The organism is Paenibacillus sp. MCAF9 (genome assembly GCF_052114265.1).
Classification (GTDB): domain Bacteria; phylum Bacillota; class Bacilli; order Paenibacillales; family Paenibacillaceae; genus Pristimantibacillus.
Genome location: NZ_JBFREL010000046.1, coordinates 18,422 through 35,544, shown reverse-complemented (window position 1 = coordinate 35,544; position 17,123 = coordinate 18,422). Strand labels below are relative to the sequence as shown.

Annotated in this window: 17 protein-coding genes; 2 read left to right on the top strand and 15 right to left on the bottom strand. The window is 43.2% G+C overall.

Features of this window, described 5'->3' with window-relative positions:
* The first annotated feature begins 115 nt into the window (after positions 1 to 115).
* A complete protein-coding gene (locus AB4Z45_RS31440; RefSeq protein WP_441913443.1) occupies positions 116 to 1,393 on the top strand; it encodes an IS110 family transposase in 1,278 nt (425 codons plus the stop codon).
* A gap of 416 nt (positions 1,394 to 1,809) precedes the next feature.
* Here AB4Z45_RS31440 and AB4Z45_RS31435 read toward each other — a convergent pair whose 3' ends face one another.
* From AB4Z45_RS31435 to AB4Z45_RS31425, 3 genes are all read right to left on the bottom strand, one after another.
* Positions 1,810 to 2,610, bottom strand: a complete 801-nt coding sequence (locus tag AB4Z45_RS31435) for a GIY-YIG nuclease family protein (protein ID WP_441913441.1) — start codon at positions 2,608 to 2,610, stop codon at positions 1,810 to 1,812.
* 238 nt (positions 2,611 to 2,848) lie between these two features.
* Positions 2,849 to 3,088 (bottom strand): hypothetical protein, encoded by a 240-nt coding sequence (locus AB4Z45_RS31430; RefSeq protein ID WP_441913439.1) that lies wholly within the window; start codon positions 3,086 to 3,088, stop codon positions 2,849 to 2,851.
* A gap of 276 nt (positions 3,089 to 3,364) precedes the next feature.
* Positions 3,365 to 4,024, bottom strand: coding sequence for a hypothetical protein (locus AB4Z45_RS31425; protein WP_441913437.1), 660 nt, complete (start codon positions 4,022 to 4,024; stop codon positions 3,365 to 3,367).
* Between the two features lie 384 nt (positions 4,025 to 4,408).
* Between AB4Z45_RS31425 and AB4Z45_RS31420 the strand changes: the two genes are divergently transcribed.
* Entirely contained in the window at positions 4,409 to 5,617 is a 1,209-nt protein-coding gene (locus AB4Z45_RS31420) for an IS110 family transposase (RefSeq protein WP_441913435.1), read from the top strand.
* Positions 5,618 to 5,792: 175 nt separating this feature from the next.
* On the opposite strand, the gene AB4Z45_RS31415 is transcribed toward AB4Z45_RS31420, so the two are convergent.
* From AB4Z45_RS31415 to sigW, 12 genes are all read right to left on the bottom strand, one after another.
* Complete coding sequence (locus AB4Z45_RS31415; RefSeq protein WP_441913433.1) at positions 5,793 to 6,260, bottom strand: hypothetical protein; 468 nt, start codon at positions 6,258 to 6,260, stop codon at positions 5,793 to 5,795.
* A 252-nt stretch (positions 6,261 to 6,512) separates the two neighbouring features.
* The gene (locus AB4Z45_RS31410; RefSeq protein ID WP_441913431.1) at positions 6,513 to 7,046 is read right to left on the bottom strand and encodes a 2'-5' RNA ligase family protein; all 534 of its coding nucleotides are present in this window, start codon (positions 7,044 to 7,046) and stop codon (positions 6,513 to 6,515) included.
* Positions 7,047 to 7,219: 173 nt separating this feature from the next.
* Positions 7,220 to 7,729 carry an O-acetyl-ADP-ribose deacetylase gene (locus tag AB4Z45_RS31405; RefSeq protein WP_441913429.1) on the bottom strand — a complete coding sequence of 170 codons (510 nt, stop codon included), beginning with the start codon at positions 7,727 to 7,729 and terminating at the stop codon, positions 7,220 to 7,222.
* A 140-nt stretch (positions 7,730 to 7,869) separates the two neighbouring features.
* Positions 7,870 to 8,043, bottom strand: coding sequence for a hypothetical protein (locus AB4Z45_RS31400; RefSeq protein WP_441913427.1), 174 nt, complete (start codon positions 8,041 to 8,043; stop codon positions 7,870 to 7,872).
* Between the two features lie 102 nt (positions 8,044 to 8,145).
* Entirely contained in the window at positions 8,146 to 8,337 is a 192-nt protein-coding gene (locus AB4Z45_RS31395; protein ID WP_441913425.1) for a hypothetical protein, read from the bottom strand.
* Positions 8,338 to 8,817: 480 nt separating this feature from the next.
* Entirely contained in the window at positions 8,818 to 9,135 is a 318-nt protein-coding gene (locus AB4Z45_RS31390) for a helix-turn-helix domain-containing protein (protein ID WP_441913445.1), read from the bottom strand.
* A gap of 195 nt (positions 9,136 to 9,330) precedes the next feature.
* Positions 9,331 to 11,163 carry a glutamine--fructose-6-phosphate transaminase (isomerizing) gene (glmS, locus tag AB4Z45_RS31385; RefSeq protein WP_441885562.1) on the bottom strand — a complete coding sequence of 611 codons (1,833 nt, stop codon included), beginning with the start codon at positions 11,161 to 11,163 and terminating at the stop codon, positions 9,331 to 9,333.
* A gap of 553 nt (positions 11,164 to 11,716) precedes the next feature.
* Positions 11,717 to 13,057: a phosphoglucosamine mutase gene (glmM, locus tag AB4Z45_RS31380; protein ID WP_076271680.1), complete on the bottom strand. Its 1,341-nt coding sequence runs from the start codon at positions 13,055 to 13,057 to the stop codon at positions 11,717 to 11,719.
* 62 nt (positions 13,058 to 13,119) lie between these two features.
* Positions 13,120 to 14,517: a CdaR family protein gene (locus tag AB4Z45_RS31375; protein ID WP_441913423.1), complete on the bottom strand. Its 1,398-nt coding sequence runs from the start codon at positions 14,515 to 14,517 to the stop codon at positions 13,120 to 13,122.
* Complete coding sequence (gene cdaA / locus AB4Z45_RS31370; RefSeq protein ID WP_076271682.1) at positions 14,510 to 15,352, bottom strand: diadenylate cyclase CdaA; 843 nt, start codon at positions 15,350 to 15,352, stop codon at positions 14,510 to 14,512. The genes AB4Z45_RS31375 and cdaA overlap by 8 nt, the downstream gene beginning before the upstream one ends.
* Positions 15,353 to 15,495: 143 nt before the next feature.
* Positions 15,496 to 16,134, bottom strand: coding sequence for a zf-HC2 domain-containing protein (locus tag AB4Z45_RS31365; RefSeq protein ID WP_076271683.1), 639 nt, complete (start codon positions 16,132 to 16,134; stop codon positions 15,496 to 15,498).
* 210 nt (positions 16,135 to 16,344) lie between these two features.
* Positions 16,345 to 16,911, bottom strand: coding sequence for an RNA polymerase sigma factor SigW (sigW, locus tag AB4Z45_RS31360; protein ID WP_054025284.1), 567 nt, complete (start codon positions 16,909 to 16,911; stop codon positions 16,345 to 16,347).
* Positions 16,912 to 17,123 lie beyond the last annotated feature (212 nt).

Below are 17,123 nucleotides of genomic sequence, written 5' to 3'. Positions count from 1 at the left end.
CCCGTTAACATTCCTGTAGGTGTTAGTAGATTCAATTTGCAGAAAAACAAACGCCTCGCTAGGATGAGTATGTACTGGGTTGCAGCCCTCAGAACTCACCTTAGGAGGCGTTATTATGAAGTCTAGACTAACTAAAGCTCAGAATCAACGTGTAGAACGTGTTTCCACTTCTACGCTAGTCATCGGCATCGACATTGCCAAAGAGAAACATGCTGCTCAAGCGATTAACTTTCGAGGTATTGTCCTCAGCAATCGTCCCATTATGTTTTCGAACGACCATGCAGGCTTTGAGCACTTAATAAACAATATTCATAAACTACAGATCAGGCACAATTTGAATGACGTCATTGTGGGAATGGAGAGTACCGGTCACTACTGGTTTAATCTCGCTCATTGGTTGATGAAACAAGGGATTTCTGTTGTTCTTGTTAATCCAATGACGACCAAACGCAATAAGGAAAACAGAGATAACTCTCCATCAAAGAATGACCCAAAGGACGCTTTGGTCATTGCCGATGCAGTGAGCCGCGGGTTTTATACGCTCTTCTCTCCAAAGGAAGAAGCCTTCCGCCGCTTACGGGTTATTGTCACAAACAGAGAGCATTGGGTGGTTAAATCCGGGCGGATTAAGAACAGAATCCACCGCTGGTTGGATATCCGTTTCCCAGAATACGGCAAAGCGTTTGAAGATATTTTTAGTCCACGTTCATTAGCCACTTTGCGTCGTTTCCCAGCCCCATCTGACGTATTGCAGTTAACGCCAGAGCAGATGGTGCAAACCTGGGGAGTTTACATGGCTAGACCGGGCGGTGTGCGAGGCAGAAACAAGGCTATCCAGCTCCAAACACTCGCTAGACATAGCGTTGGAGATGCTACTGCCCTTGAAGAGGACAAATGGGAACTTAGGCACCTTGTCGAAGAATATGAACGAATCTGCCACATCATTGCTGAAGCGGACGAGATCATTAAAAAGCTATTGCCCGAGATCCCCTGTTCGGATCTCGTTCGATCCGTCGGTGTTTCCGTTCCCGCTATGGCTGCCATATTCGCATTTGGCGGGGACTTACGTAAGCTCTCTCACGGAAATCAGTTATTGCGAAAGGCTGGATTAAACTTAGCGGAACGTAGTTCTGGTAAGTTTAAGGGGCACATTAAGCTAACCAAACGAGGAAACTCATTACTTCGGAAGCATTTGTATTTCTCAGTGTTTCACCTCTTATCTCACAATCGTGCATTCCAAGCCGTCCATGCACACAATGTTGAAGTAAAACGAATGACGAAAATGCAATCCATGATGAAGTTGATTGGGAAATTAGCTCGAATGCTTGTAGCCATGGCGCGAGAAGGACAAGCTTTCTCCGAGGATAAGGCTCAACCGCTAATAGCAGCTTAACGACTACATGCACAACCCAGATACGTAGATTAGATCGTTCGAAGGATTTCACAAAGAAAGCACGGAGTACCGAGATTTTTACGCTTTAGGGCATAGACCCGTTCCGTTAACGTTGATCGGACTCCACACCTTGGATAGATAGGACGAAGGAATGTAAGGGCTTAGACCCGTTGAGATTTGGGAGAGTGAATCCCAAGGACCTTGTGGAGAGAGACGTGCAGCAAAGCTTTCTAAGGAAGATGTTGTATATAGACCAACACCTTCTATTCCCGCATGCCCTCAAACGGAACTGCCTAGCCCTTATGATGTAATTCTTTAAACTCCTATTTAAATCTATATGTGAAATTCTGCGAATTCGCGAGTATTTGCGAGAAAAACCTTATTCTCTGAGGGAGCTTAACATCACTACGGCCGACTTAATTCGTTGGTTTCCATTGACTATCATTGTACGTATCTGAATGTGTAAGCCTGTAAGTAAAGAAGGTTGGACAATTTCTGCCGTAAACTTTCTGTATATCATATTTATCCAAATAATACTCTTCCAAATCAGAATTAAGTTCTAACGCAGCATAATCCCAATCTTGTTCTGCAAATTTAGTGATTTCATCAATTAGACCAATATGTTTATTCATATAATTCACATAACGTTCTTTTGCATTAGAATGCCTATCTTCAGTGTAACAATTATGTAAGGGATTTTTTACTGCGATTAAAGTTTGTTCAAGAAGCTTTCTATGGTTTTTTGAGTCCAAAGCAAAGATTTCCACCCATCTAAAGTACTTATACGGTGAATAATCTTTATCTTTGTTATTTAGATGGGAGGATCCTGAAACATGTTTAACTATCCTCCCCCAAAGATCATTAGTTTCACCTATGTATAAAGGGGTTCTTCCCCAATTATCGTTTGGTCCATAGAAAACATAAACACCGGCACTATTATTGTAAGAGCTAAGTACCTCTAATTGCTCATCTGTACAAAACGGGATCGAGTATATTTGAGTTTCTGGCGATGCTGGTACTAGTATTTCAAAAATGTCAGGGTCTTTTTCTGCCTCCTTACTTTTATGTAAACGCACTCTAAACTTCTCGTCTTTAGGATAGTTACTAGTCGGATATAAAACATTCGGTTCATCATAAATATTTGTATTAAACTTGATGTCTTGTTCTATAAAATCACCTATAAGACCTTCGGATCTTTCTCGTTCTTCAAAGAACATGGAATCATCTCCTATAAAATCCATTTAATTTGTATGATCCTGCATCATCTAGAATTCAAAATCCCCCTATATGCCAAGTTGTAACTGAATGGGATAATACTTAGTCATTCGTAAATAGTATTGAGGACACCATTACTTATAACCGATTTTGTCTATTCTGCCCGTTAGTTTGACAGGCTGCCTATTTTTGCCCGGCAGCCTGTAATCACTGTGCTTCAGTTCCTATTAGTTTTGTCGTTTATAGACTATAAATTCCGTCTCCTTTTCTCGATAACACCCGCTTTTCAGTAGGGTGCCTTGAACTATCATTGTTTTTCCCACCTCTTTCAGGGTGCACCATATCAGCCATTTCCGTATTACAGCTTTTCCACCGAGGTCCATACTTGCTTACAATCCAGTCATTGATCTCAGTGTAATGTCTTTCTCCGCCGAGAGTTTGCAAGGCATCTATTATTGCATCATACAAAGTTATCTTCATTTCGTATCACTCCTTTTTCCCTGTAGCATGCCTTCCGTATTTCATTTAATAACTACTTGATATTGAAGTATTCGCGAAACAAATAAATTTTCCTTTACAACAATTCAACTATTCTGCCCGTTAGCTTAGCGATAGTCTGCCACACGTCAGCCCCTTCAGGATTTAACTATCGTTCCCCGTTAGCGTAACGCCATTTAACAAGGGATGTTCTCTTGTGACTGCATATTCCTCAAGTATTTCCTCGCTGCAATCTTCTGTACTCTTATCTAAATTATCTTATAGTGACAACTTAAAAAATGGATCTGACGTATATCCATCTACATCTACAGGATATTTCTCATTTGCTGGCTCTCCAGATTTGATTAATACCAGTTGGATAGGAAAACCCACCATTCGCTCTTTTGTAGTTGCTTGCTGGATTGCTGTATACGCAAAGGTATCCATTTGTATTTGACCATCTTTAATTAATTCATTAAATATTCGCATACCATCAAGTGTGAAGACTTCGCTTTGAGTAGACATAAAAAACGGTAAGTTAGGTTCTTTTTCGACTATAGTTTGGTAATTATCGACATTGTCCTGTATAAAAAGAATTTTCCCTGCCCCTGAGTTGGGGTTTACTCCAACAAGTCCTAGCAACAGACGCTGAGTATGGTTTGGATGATCTTGTAAAGAACGTGCGTATACCGATTTAAATATTGGTTTTGCGAGCTCGATAATATCGTAAATATATTGATCTGCTGTAAGCTTTTTCTTCAATTCATTTCTAGCGAAATCGCCATAATCCCCAAGTCCGGCAGTAAACGCAAAAACATGCTCATTAAGTTTATGTACCTTCTTCACAGATGAAATTGTCCCTGTGGTCAAATCTGTTCGCCGTGAATCCGCTGCGATAAAGACACCGTTAGTGTTAGAAAATGCAATTATAGCGGTCATTGGAAGCTCCTTTTCGTTTGTAATTACATAAATACGATAATTATCTACTCGAAGCACGTTTCTCGTATATAAACCAAAAAAGAAACGAACTTTCTTATAGAAAGAATACCACATATTGGCACTAAACTGCCCGTTCGTATTATGAGATCAACCAGTTCTTTCTGGTTGATCCTTTTTTCATTTGCATAGAGGATTAAGTTAGCATGGTGGAACGTAACTGCCCGTGGGACTCGATCCCGAGCGCTATATTGTTCACCCCTACTTGTCATGACCATGATTGAGGCTGGTTGGGACGTGAGATCCCGTATAACAAGCGATGCTATGGAGCGACAAGAAGAAACCGTAGGGGCTGCCGGTGAATCTATACAAACAGGGAGAGACGAAATGAATCCAGTTATCGGTCTAGATATTTCTAAAGAAGAAAGCCATGGACAAGCGTTTTTAGAGCGTGGGAAACCATACAAAGGAACTTTCCATTTCGAGCATACTCGAGAAGGACTGGCGAAGTTACTTCAAATTGTTCAAGCCCTCGAGCTTGCATCCAGACAACGTCCTTTGCTTATTCTGGAAGCCACCGGGCATTATCAAAGCCCCGTTGTTCAGTTCCTCGAGGAGAATCACTATCTATACATTGTTATAAATCCGCTCATCTCGAATCGACTTAGGAAGTCTAACCTTCGTAAAGTGAAAACGGATGCTGCTGATGCTTACCTTTTGGGAGAACTGTACTACAAAGAAGAGTTTGAACCGGTTAAGAAAAGAAGTGTGCAATTGCTCAATCTGCGCTATCTTACAAGGCAATATGAGTCTCTTTCAAAGATGTGTGTACAGACTAAACTGCAATTCCAAGCTGTTTTAGATCAGGTTTTCCCTGCTTACAAAGGTGTCTTTGGAGCTATGTATTCAGGCATTCCACTACGGTTTTTATATGAGTTCCCAACTTCAAATTCAGTTTTACAAACGGACGAAGAAATCCTTCACGCCAAAATGAAACAATTGCTTTCAACGAGACGAGGCCGTTCTGAAGACTGGGTTAGCGAGCGGGTAAAGCGGCTGCTGGATGCGGCAAAACAAAACCCCTTCGAACAAACCATGTACGCTAGCCACTTAGTTAATTTAAGAGTTCTCATCGCCCTCATTCTTCAGTACCAGAAGCATCTTGCTGAGTTGGAACAAAACATAGATGCCCTGGCAGAAGAAATCGAAGAGTATGATTTAATTCAGTCCATTCCCGGTATTGGCCATAAAATTGCAGCAACAATTTTATCGGAAATTGGGGAAATTGACCGATTTGGTCATCCGAAAAAACTAGTAGCCTTTGCTGGTATCGACCCAAGTGTCTTTGCTTCAGGTAAGTTTACGGCAACCCGAAATCGAATCACTAAACGCGGTTCTAGACAGCTTCGTTATGCACTGGTTATGGCTGTCCAGTGTGGGCTTATCCGCTCCCGAAATATGCGAATTAAAGCGTTCTACGATCGCAAAAGAGAAGAAGGAAAACCGCATAAAGTCGCTCTAGTCGCATGTGCAAATAAGCTCGTTCATTGGCTCCATGCTATCTTGAAAAACAAAAAAGCATTCCGTCCAACATAAAGAAGTTTTTCGGTATAACCTTCCAATAAGAAATAAAATTGGAGGGTTATTATTTGGCATGCTTATTCTAACTATACCATATGATTTAAGATCGCTTTACTGGTAATCTTGACAAGCTATTAGCTGGTATAGTTTAACAAGTAGCCTACATAATTAGCAGATAACTGAGAGCTCATTAATTCTTTGATTTCTCAATCGCTATTTTAACAGCATTCGCCAGATCACCAAGGTTAATTTTTTTTCCTACCACAATCGAATCATCTTCTTGATGCTCGTAACCATTGTATGGAACTTTATTGGTTGGTGTAATTACATAACCACTCTCATCATTCCACATGCAACTAATCAATTTCTTGTTTCGAACAGCATTAGTCCATCCTTTTATTTTGAAATGTAGCTCGATTGGTGTGATATTTATTAATTCATCTGGATTCTTGGTGAAACATTGATCAAATGTTAATAAAAGCTTCTCCTCTATACCTTCATCTGTATAAGGTGATTTTAGTTCATTAACAATGTTAATTTCCGCAATTCCAAATTTTTTGGAGGAACCTGTTGGAATCATAAACAAGTCTTTATGTTTGCTTACATAGATATTGACATTCTTATATCTGTGTTTTTTTAAAAGGTTAAAAAATTTCATTTTATTCATTATCCTTTCGCTGGTGCATCTTACAGTTAATATTTTCGAGACTTACTGTTGGAACCCTTTTGATATCACCAAGCTATCCTGCCCGTTAGCCATCCATGCCGCTCACGCGACACCACGGATTATGGAAGCAATTGCGTTCTTCCATAGGAGTTTAATAAAATGAGCAGGTCACCGCAGCGCCTGCCCTATCCATTATTATTCAACTATCGTTACCCGTTAGCTGAATGGGGTACATAGCCAAGCCTATGGTTTCAAAGTAATATCCTTATATGGTATGTACTTTAATGGCTCAACTTCTTGATAGAGCCTTATTTGATTCACATTAAAAGTAGGATATGGAGTTAACGCCTTTCGGGCAGCTACTGACATTTCTTCAAGTTCATTTGGATTCATGCCGAAGTAAGTCTTACCCAAAGTAAGATGCGGTATAAAGTCAGCAAGTTCGAAATACTGCTTAATAAGTTCTTTTGAAGGGTTAATCATTTGTACTATTTGTGAATGAAGTCGATAAAGCTCCTGTGACTCGACACTTAAATACAACACATAGTCCCCAAAGAATTTTGGGTCAGACAACGTGATTGGAAATGAAGGGAAATTGGTACATAACTTTTCTAATTTATCCAGCCAGCTTAAATCGGGTGATAATCCTCCTTGTGCTTTTAAGGTAATATGTGGCTCCACCATATTTACCACACCATTGTTTTTCCATTCTTTTTGAAAGATAAAGACTTTTTCTAAATATTCTGGCGGCGGTATTATTCCAATGAAATATTGCATAACCAAGCCTCCTATTGCTTCTCTGCTTACCACCTTACAGTATATGACTATTATTCCAAACAAAGCTGCCCGTTAATAAAATGTGCAGGCTACCGCAGTGCCTGCTCATCGTTGAGTGCTATTGAACTAACGTTCTCCGTTAGTTAAAATTGCCTATCCGACATTCACATATCTTAGGAATCTAATAGGTTATGATAGATGTCGTAGCTTTCTTCATCAAAGCACACGAAGATGATTTTCTCCAGTATTCTGCACTTATAAGACTTGATCACTTCAAGACTAAGCTCAGCAGCTAATCTTTTTGGAAAGCGATATATCCCTGTTGAAATGCATGGAAAAGAAATCACTTTAGCACCGTAATCATCGGCTATCTGTAGTGATTTTTTATAACAGTTCTTTAGCTTTTCCTCTTCTTCATTCTGTCCACCTATCCAAACAGGTCCGACAGTGTGGATGACTTTATTTGCAGGGAGCCTGCCTGCGGTTGTTATTACAGCATCACCTGTTTTACACTCCCCCTGCCTTGCCCTAATTTCTCGACATTCTGCTAGGATGGCTGGCCCACCAGCCCGGTGAATGGCACCATCTACCCCGCCCCCTCCAAGAAGGCTGGAGTTTGCAGCATTTACTATGATATCAACTGGAATTTTTGTTATATCGCCTTTAACGATAATAAGTTCCATAACCATCATCCCCTCTTATATATGTCTTTAGCAAAAAACAGCAGCCAGTTACAATGCTAGTTTGCTTTAAACTAATGTTCTCCGTTAGTTGAAGGTACAGGGATTTGTAATTTATGAATTGAATACTTCTCTATTTGCTTTCACAACATCATGAATGCTGAAGCTACCAGCTTTTCCATCACCTTATCGCGCAGAAATGGCGCTTTATTCGCTTTAGTTAAGGCTATGGTTAGTTCCTCTTTTGTAAGGTTCGATGCAGTGCGCAGGACTACTTCATTTGAATACAATTTATTCGTTTGCTCTATTTTCCTCATAAAAATACACCCCTAAAGTATCATCGGTTCCAATACGGGTTTTTCCAATGTCTACTAAATGGGGTGCACTTCAAGTTGATCGGGTTTAGTATAGTTATTCCGTTAGTTTTCTTCGTTGAATTTTCCATTGTATAAATCGTCCAGCAAATGAGTGAGCATGATCTTCTTAGCGACCCACATCAGAATCATTCCGCTATCGATGTTTTTCGCTTCGTCATAACCATCTATTTTCAACCGTAACTGCGCAGCATTCTCTTCAAGATGATCAATTAATTTATGACGATCAATGCTCAATTACAACACCCTCGATATCCTTTATCATAAACCATTCACCCTCTACCATGAATCGAGTTTGATGCTGATCCACACGATCCTTACACCTGCAGTCAATGACCAGGTGGATGAGTCAATAAACAAGGCAACTGGGAATCAAAACTACATCGCCTTTCAGGATCGGATTGATTTTATGGAATCTGTTGAGACTCATACTTTAGGGTTTCAGAAAATTATTGGATATTCAGATAGCATTGTCAATTCAATAAGCTGAATGATTTTCATTAATGGAAATTGAATCGTAGGTAAGGTAACAGTAAATAAAAAAGCCCTAAATCTAGGGCTTTTTACGTTGCGTAAAAGAAAGTCATGAGAAATATTCGCAGGAAATTTCCAGCTGCATATCACCTTTAATTGGTCTCCAACTTTAATGTCACTGGACAAAAATTTATCACCGCTAAGACTTTATTTTTCTAGTCTACAACTTTTTTCCATCAGAAACTAATAGCGATTTATTTTCATTTTTATGAATTCTATGATCTCGTCTTGGTCAATCTCTTTCAATTTCTCGAAATGCATCAGCAAGTCTGCTTCTTTCTCATTAACCTCGTTAATACCGATAACCTTATTAATCGAGTTAGACTTTCCAAACAGAAGCCAAGTTAGATCGGTACGGAATTCAGTTACGATCGCAGTAAGGGTCTCTACTGATGGTTTATACTTGTCCTGTTCCAATTCACTTAGCGTTGCTTGCGAAATACCCACTTGACTGGAGAAGTCATTTTGATTCAATTCGTTGAGCTTCCTAATCTTCTTAATGCGTCCGCCTAATGTTTCGATTGGAATGTCCTCCTTAAATTAATACAGTCCCGATGAGTTCTTGCTTCACCGGGACTGAAATAGTGGTTCATGACTCTTTTTACTGGTTCACGACTTTCTTTACTAGTTCACGACTTTTTTTACTGGTTCATGACTTCTTTATCACCAGACAACTCTTTTTTAATCACTAACCCCCTACTCCACCGTAACACTCTTAGCCAAATTCCGCGGTTTATCCACGTCATGCTCAAGAGCTAGCGAAGCATAATAAGAAATCAGTTGAAGTGGAATAACCGATAGCGCCGGTGACAGGATCGGAAGTGTCTTCGGAATCGCGAATAGCTCGTCGACAGATTTCGCAACTTCTTCCTCTGCACCTTGGTTCGCTATGCCTATAACGTGAGCGCCGCGCGCTTTTACTTCTTTAATGTTGCTAAGTGTTTTCTCATACAGCTCTTCTTGCGTAACCAGAGCGATAACCGGAATACCTTCCTCTATGAGAGCCAAGGTACCGTGCTTGAGCTCACCAGCTGCATAAGCCTCGGAGTGAATATACGAGATCTCCTTCAGCTTCAGGGAGCCTTCTTGCGCTACGGCATAGTCAACGCCGCGGCCGATGAAGAACAAGTGTTTGTGATGCGAGAACGACTCTGCAACTTGTTTAAGCACATACGCTTGCTCAAGGATGCGCTCAACCTGAGTTGGAAGCTGATGCATAGCCTCAAGAACTTCTGCGATGTAAGAAGCTTCTTTGGTCTCAAGCGTACCTGCCATGTGTAGACCAAGCAGATAAAAAGCGATCAATTGCGAGCTGTATGCTTTTGTCGAAGCAACCGCAATTTCAAGACCTGCCCATGTAATAAGCACATGGTCTGCTTCGCGGGCAACCGAGCTTCCTACTACGTTCGTAATTGCAAGCACGCGAGCGCCATTGCGCTGTGCTTCACGCAATGCTGCAAGTGTATCAGCCGTTTCACCAGATTGGCTTACAACGATAACGAGCGTATCCGGAGTAATGATCGGCGAGCGGTAACGGTACTCGGATGCCACATCCGTCTCAACCGGAATACGAGCAAGCGACTCAATGACCGTTTTGCCGACAAGACCTGCGTGATATGCCGTTCCACATGCTACGATGTGTACTTTGCGGATCGATTTAATATATTCAGCTGTCATGCCCAGCTCTTTTAAGTCGACAGATTTACCGTCTTCTGAAATGCGGCTCATCATAGTATCACGGTAAGCTTTTGGCTGTTCGTGAATTTCTTTCAGCATGAAGTGATCAAATCCAGCTTTCTCTGCCGTTACTAGATCCCAATCGACATGAAATATTTCCTTGGAAATACTTTCGCCTTCAGTCGTCATTACTTCGACAGCATCGCGTGTCAGGATTGCCATTTCGCCGTCGTTCAAAATATAAACGTTGCGCGTATGCTCCAAAATAGCCGGAATATCCGAGCCAATGAAGTTTTCGCCTTCACCTACACCGATAACAAGCGGGCTTGCATAACGAACCGCAACCAGGCGATCCGGCTCAAACTCAGTCAAAACACCAAGCGCGAACGCTCCACGCATACGTTTAACCGCACGCTGCACAGCTTCCACGATGTTGCCGTTATATTCATCAGCAATCAAATGGGAAATGACTTCCGTATCTGTCTCCGATACAAAAACATGCCCTTTTGTCACTAATTCTTCCTTAAGATTCAAGTAGTTCTCAATAATTCCGTTATGAACAACCGAAAATTTAGCTGTGTTGTCCGTATGCGGATGCGAGTTCACATCAGATGGTTTACCATGAGTAGCCCAGCGTGTATGGCCAATGCCAATAGAACCTTCGAGCGGTACTTCACGCAGCAAGCCTTCAAGATTCGCGAGACGTCCTTTAGACTTTGTAATTTCGAGCCCGTTTTTCGTGAAGACAGCGATACCAGCGGAATCATAACCCCGGTACTCCAGCTTCTTCAATCCTTCGAGCAAAATGTCCTGCGAGTCGCGTTTACCAATATATCCTACAATTCCACACATAATTTAATAGGCCTCCGATAGGTTATTTTCCCGTCCTTATCGGATGCCGCCAATGCGTGGCACAGGCACTATGAAGTTGTCACAAAATAATCCGAATGATTGCGGAAAATGTAACCCCTCTGCCCATGCCCACCCTGCTGGTGGCATCTTGGACATACGGGAGTAATATTATAATCGAAGCCTGCCGCACGATTGTATGACCGGTCGCCCGGCCGTTTTACGTAACGGCTTTCGGTTGGCTTGTAATACCGGAAGGTCCCCGCCGAATGTTTCGAACACCTTCACCTCGTCAGCTTCCCGTATGAATACCCGCTTCAAGCTGGGTCTATCCAGCTCTACCACCGATCATTCATCACGCAAGCTCTGGCGCTTATGTTGCTTATATAACCTCTATCCTCGCTTTCCTTCTTGAATCACACTACCTATCATATTCATTTTCCAGCTGCTGTGCAACCTTTCATGGAAAATATACTCGTCCATTTTCCAAAATAATGCTAACAAAGCCCGCCGGCTACAAGAACCGACAGGCCTTCGACACCATTATTCTCTATGATTAACCTAGTTCACTTTTAACGACATTTGCAATTTGATCAACGTAGGCCTCGACCTGTTCCTTCTCTGGTCCTTCCGCCATAACGCGAATCAAAGATTCCGTACCCGATGGACGAACAAGCACGCGGCCGTTGTCGCCAAGCTCCAGCTCTACACGTTTAACCGCTTCTTCTATCGCTGCATTGCCTTGGTACAAGCTCTTGTCCGCTACGCGTACGTTAACAAGCTTTTGCGGGTATTTACGCATAAGGCCTTTAAGTTCGCTTAGCTTCTTGCCAGAGGCTGCAATCGTATCAACGAGCTGAAGCGCAGTAAGAATACCGTCGCCAGTCGTAATATGGTCAAGGAAAATAACATGGCCGGATTGCTCGCCGCCTAGATTGAAGCCGCCGCGACGCATTTCTTCCATGACGTAACGATCGCCAACTGCCGTTTGCGCTGTCTTCAAGCCAATGCGCTCCGCTCCCTTGAAGAAGCCGATATTCGCCATAACCGTCGTGACAATGGTATCCTCTTTCAGCTTGCCTTCACGCTTCATCGCATCGCCAATAATACAAAGAATAAAGTCGCCGTCTACCTCTTCGCCATTTTCATCAATTGCAATCAAACGGTCAGCGTCCCCGTCAAAAGAAAGCCCAAGGTCTGCGCCATGCGCCAGTACCTGCTCACGCAAATATTCTGGATGCGTCGAACCAACGCCAGCATTAATATTCAAACCATCCGGCTCAGCGCCTACCGTTATAATGTCCGCTCCAAGCTCGCGGAATACCGAAGGAGCCAGCTCATAAGCGGAACCGTTCGCGCAGTCCAGTACGATTTTCAGGCCTTTGAATTCGCCTTTGATCGTAGTTTTCAAATAATCCAAATAGCGCTGCTTAGCGCCTTTATCGCTTGATACCGCTCCGATATCTCCGCCCTCAGGCCGCGGCAATTCATCTGTAAGAGCATCAATTAATTGTTCGATTTCGAGTTCGGTATCATCCGACAATTTAAAACCGTCGCCAGCAAAAAACTTAATGCCGTTATCCTCTACAGGATTGTGTGATGCGGAAATCATAACACCAGCGTCAGCATTCAGCTCACGCGTAATATAAGCAACTGCCGGTGTGGATACGACGCCAAGACGCACAACGCTTGCACCAATCGACAACAGACCCGCAATCAGTGCAGATTCCAGCATTGGGCCAGAAATCCGTGTATCAAGGCCAATAACCACCTTCGGCTTTTGCGCCTTATGTGTTAGAACATAGCCGCCGCAGCGACCGATTTTGTATGCTAGCTCAGGTGTAAGCTCACGATTGGCTACGCCGCGAACACCGTCTGTACCGAAATATTTCCCCATGTTTAAAAAGCTCCTTTGTAATATATTGCTTTCGTTGTTATATACTTATTCCGCTCTGATGATTATGGATTCGTAGTTGAACCGCCTGCTGCGTTTCCGCCACCATTGCCAGTCTCCTCACTGGTGTCTGGAGGCGGTGTCGTAGCAGGGGGAGGAGACTCCTCTGTCGGAGTGCCTCCGACCTCCTCGGAGTTGTCCCCGCCTGATCCTGGTACTGAATTGTCGGTTATTTCTATCGTTATCGTTAAAGTTTGCCCATCAGCCAGTACGGTCTGAATATACGCAGGCACATCGACCTGAAGCGTTACGACATGCGTGCCTACACCTAGACCTTCTACATTGGCAATAATGCTAATATCCGATGCCTTAAGCGTAGACAACACCGGATCTGCTCCGCTGACGGTTAAATCAAACTTACCGTTTGCCGGCGTCCGTATAACCGCTGACAGCCCGTTTGCGATACCTTCTATAGCTACATCTAGTCCTGTAAGTGTTCTATTCTTAACGGGAGCTACAACGACATTGAGCTCCACCTCTGCTGGATCTATTGCCTTTATTCCATCAATCAATTCCGTCTTCACGCGAATGGTTCCTGTTTGCTTCACCTTCGAGAGATCAAGCACAACTCCATCGTAAACCTGCAGCTCGTCTAACTGCTTCTGCTCGCCGTATACGGTCACCTTGTCTATTGCCGGCTTCACCGATACTAAGCTCAGTCCCTCAGGCAGAGTGCCCGTATAGCGCACCTGTAGAGGCAGTACCTTCAGCGGAGGCGTTACCTTGACCTCGACATGCAGCGTTTCTGGTGAAACAATCGCATTTGTCATTTCGATACCGTCTACATCGTATACGATTACTTTTGCTTTTTTGTTAACAACCGTTTTATCTGCACCCTCAATATTGATCTCCGTCGTAACAGCACCGATTCTGCTCATATCATCCTTAGGCAGCGTAACCTGTACACCTGTTGTCGGTGCTACAATCGTCGATGCTCCAACAATATAACCGTCTGCCGGCTTGCCTTCCACAATGACTTGCGGCTCAAAAGGCTTCGTTACAATTTCTTCGATCTGAACCGTAACGGTGCGCGGCGACATCTCGACAAGCGTAATCCCTTTCGGCAGTTTTACCGTCAAAGGCAACTCCTGTATGCCGGGTTTTACGCCCTTCAAGTCCACTTGAACCTTATAATCATCTTTCGAAGAAGCATTGAACAAAACAGTTAACCTGCCCTGCACGTCAAGCCGCACGACGGTAGGTTCCATCGCCGTAAGCACGTACTTATCTGTATCTAGGCCATCTGCCGTAATAACCGATGCTTCGATCGTTTTGGTATCAATATTTGATGTCGCCGTCTGCGGTGAGGTGTCCGGATCAATATGTACAATAGCCCAGAGCAGCAATCCGACTATGACGGATATTACTTTGAGAGAGGTGGGGTGACTTAGCCATTTATCCATCACTGCCTCCTTTCCGCTTCCAAAGAGACGATATGGTTACACGTTCCTTCGTACGACCTGTCGTCTTCGGAGTCAGCTCATCAAAGAGCTTCGAAATCAGCGATTCCTCGTTAATATCTCGTACGATCATGCCTCCTAGAGACAATGACACTTGCCCCGTTTCTTCCGAGACGGTTACGGACACTGCATCCGTTACTTCACTTACTCCAATAGCGGCACGGTGGCGAGTTCCAAGCTCCTTGCTTATAAAAGGATTTTCCGATAGAGGCAAGTAGCAGCCCGCCGCCATAATCTGATTAGCGCGTATAATGACAGCTCCATCATGCAGCGGTGTATTTGGTGTAAAAATGTTAATCAGCAGCTCCGATGTAATTTTTGATTCCATACGGATGCCCGATTCAATCAATTCACTGAGGCCTGTGCTCCGCTCAAATACGATTAACGCCCCGATTTTTCGTTCTGCCATAAAACGGACAGCTTTAATTACGCCGTCAATTTGTTCATTAACGACATCCCGATCAAGCGAAAATGACCGCGCAAACAGCTTTCCACGACCAAGCTGCTCAAGCACGCGTCTCAGCTCAGGCTGAAAAATAATCAGCACGCTCACAATTCCGAAGGTGAACATCTGGTTCATTAACCATTTCAACGTATACAAATTGAACCATGTACTCAGCCCCCATACAGCGACGAGTACGACGATCCCTTTTAAAAGTTGAACTGCCCTTGTTCCGCGCACAAGCAAAATCATTTTATAAATAATATAACTAACTATACCAACGTCTATAATATCCTTTAAATAGTCATGCCATGTTAAATCTGAGAAATAACTCATATGCCAACCCCCAACAGCCGATCCCCTTATTATTGTCTAATTATCGGTTTTCAACTTTATTATTTTCTATATATGGGATTGGAAATCCTTTTTTTCAAAAAAAAATTAAAAAACGCCCCCCTGCAACAGGGAGGCAGCTTGCTTTAGCGAGCGTTACCGCCAAAAGTTTGCGTTACTTTGTACCAGAACCAATCGAGCGCTTGGTCAATCGTTCTGCTCTGACCCGCGATATGGCCGGTTGAAGCCAGGTTCAAGGTTCCGTCAATAACGGTTACGTTGCCGTCCACCTCGCCCTTAACATCGGCTATTCCATTTTCTACGGTCAAATTTCCCGTTAGATGAGCACCCTCTGGCACAATAACTGTATTTCCTTCTATGATGACCTGCTGAAGATCCTCGCCTGCAACAATCAGCTTGGTATCCTCTTCCCACATCGTGAAGAAGCTGCCTAACATAACGAGTACAAACACAGCAGCTGCTGTTACTCCGGGGTACCGATAAATAAAACGTACGATGCGGTTTCTCTGCTTGCTCTGTTTCTTCGGCAGTTGCTGCATAATTCGTTCATTTAAAAGCTCGGATGCCTTCTTGTCATAATCCGCGGCAGGCTTAATCGCTTCTAAAGTCTGGAACACCGCGGCGTCCGTCTTCTGGAGCTGTTCAAACCGGCTGCGACAAGCGGGACAGGAAAGCAAATGAGATTTTAACGTAACGATATCTTCACGCGGCAGCTCGCCGTCCAAATAATCATGCATCCATACGATAGCGACGTTGCAATTCATAGCAGCCAGTCCTTTCTTTCAGTTGCTCGCGCATTAAGTTCTTATCTCGCTATTAGGATACGTTACTAGCAAGAAGGATGTTTCACTTTTTTTCGTAATCGCGTAAGTAATCCTTTTCAGGTAAGGAATTAGCTTGAATTTCTCCCAAAAAGAAGCCTATGTCTGCGCTAGACATGGCTTTCCTTTGGAGGATAGTATCATTATTTGTAATTATAACTTATGCTCAAGCTTCTTCCGAAGAAATTCTCTGCCGCGGTGGACCCGCGTTTTGATCGTCGTGACAGGCATGTCCAGCACATCGCCAATTTCCTGCAACGACAGGTCCTGCATATATCTAAGCGTCATCACGCTCTTATATTTCGGTGGCAGTGAAGCAATAGCCGCATGTATAATGCGCTGTGTGTCCGAGAGAAGCAGCTCTGATTCTGGCGTCCGATTATCGCTCGGTATCATGGAGTAGCCATCCAGTCCCTCATGATCCGATGACTCTGCATCCAGCGAATAGGTCGGCTTGCGTTTGCGCAGTCGATCAATACATAAGTTCGTAGCAATTCTATATATCCAAGTTGAAAATTTTAACGTTTCATCATATCTATCCAGGTTTTTGTAAACGCGAAGGAACGTATCCTGTACAACATCCTCCGCTTCCTGGCGGCTGTTTAACATTCGATAAGCCATATGAAAGAGCTTGTCTTGATAGAGGTCTACAAGCTCAGCAAAAGCCTGCTGATCGCCTTTAAGCGATAACTTCGCCAGGCGTGCTTCCAATACAATCACCTAAACTCCTCCAAACCTTCCATTCGATCGACTGATCGCCTTGCTCTATTTTATAAATATATAATGTCCGCATCCATACACCCTAGAAAAATCGTAATGCACATGGGCTGAAAAAGCAAGACAATTGAGAAAGATACTTCCAATATGAGCATCGACCCTAATTAGCCGTAATGTTCATAGTCATGAGCAGCAATGTACGTACATCAGGTTCA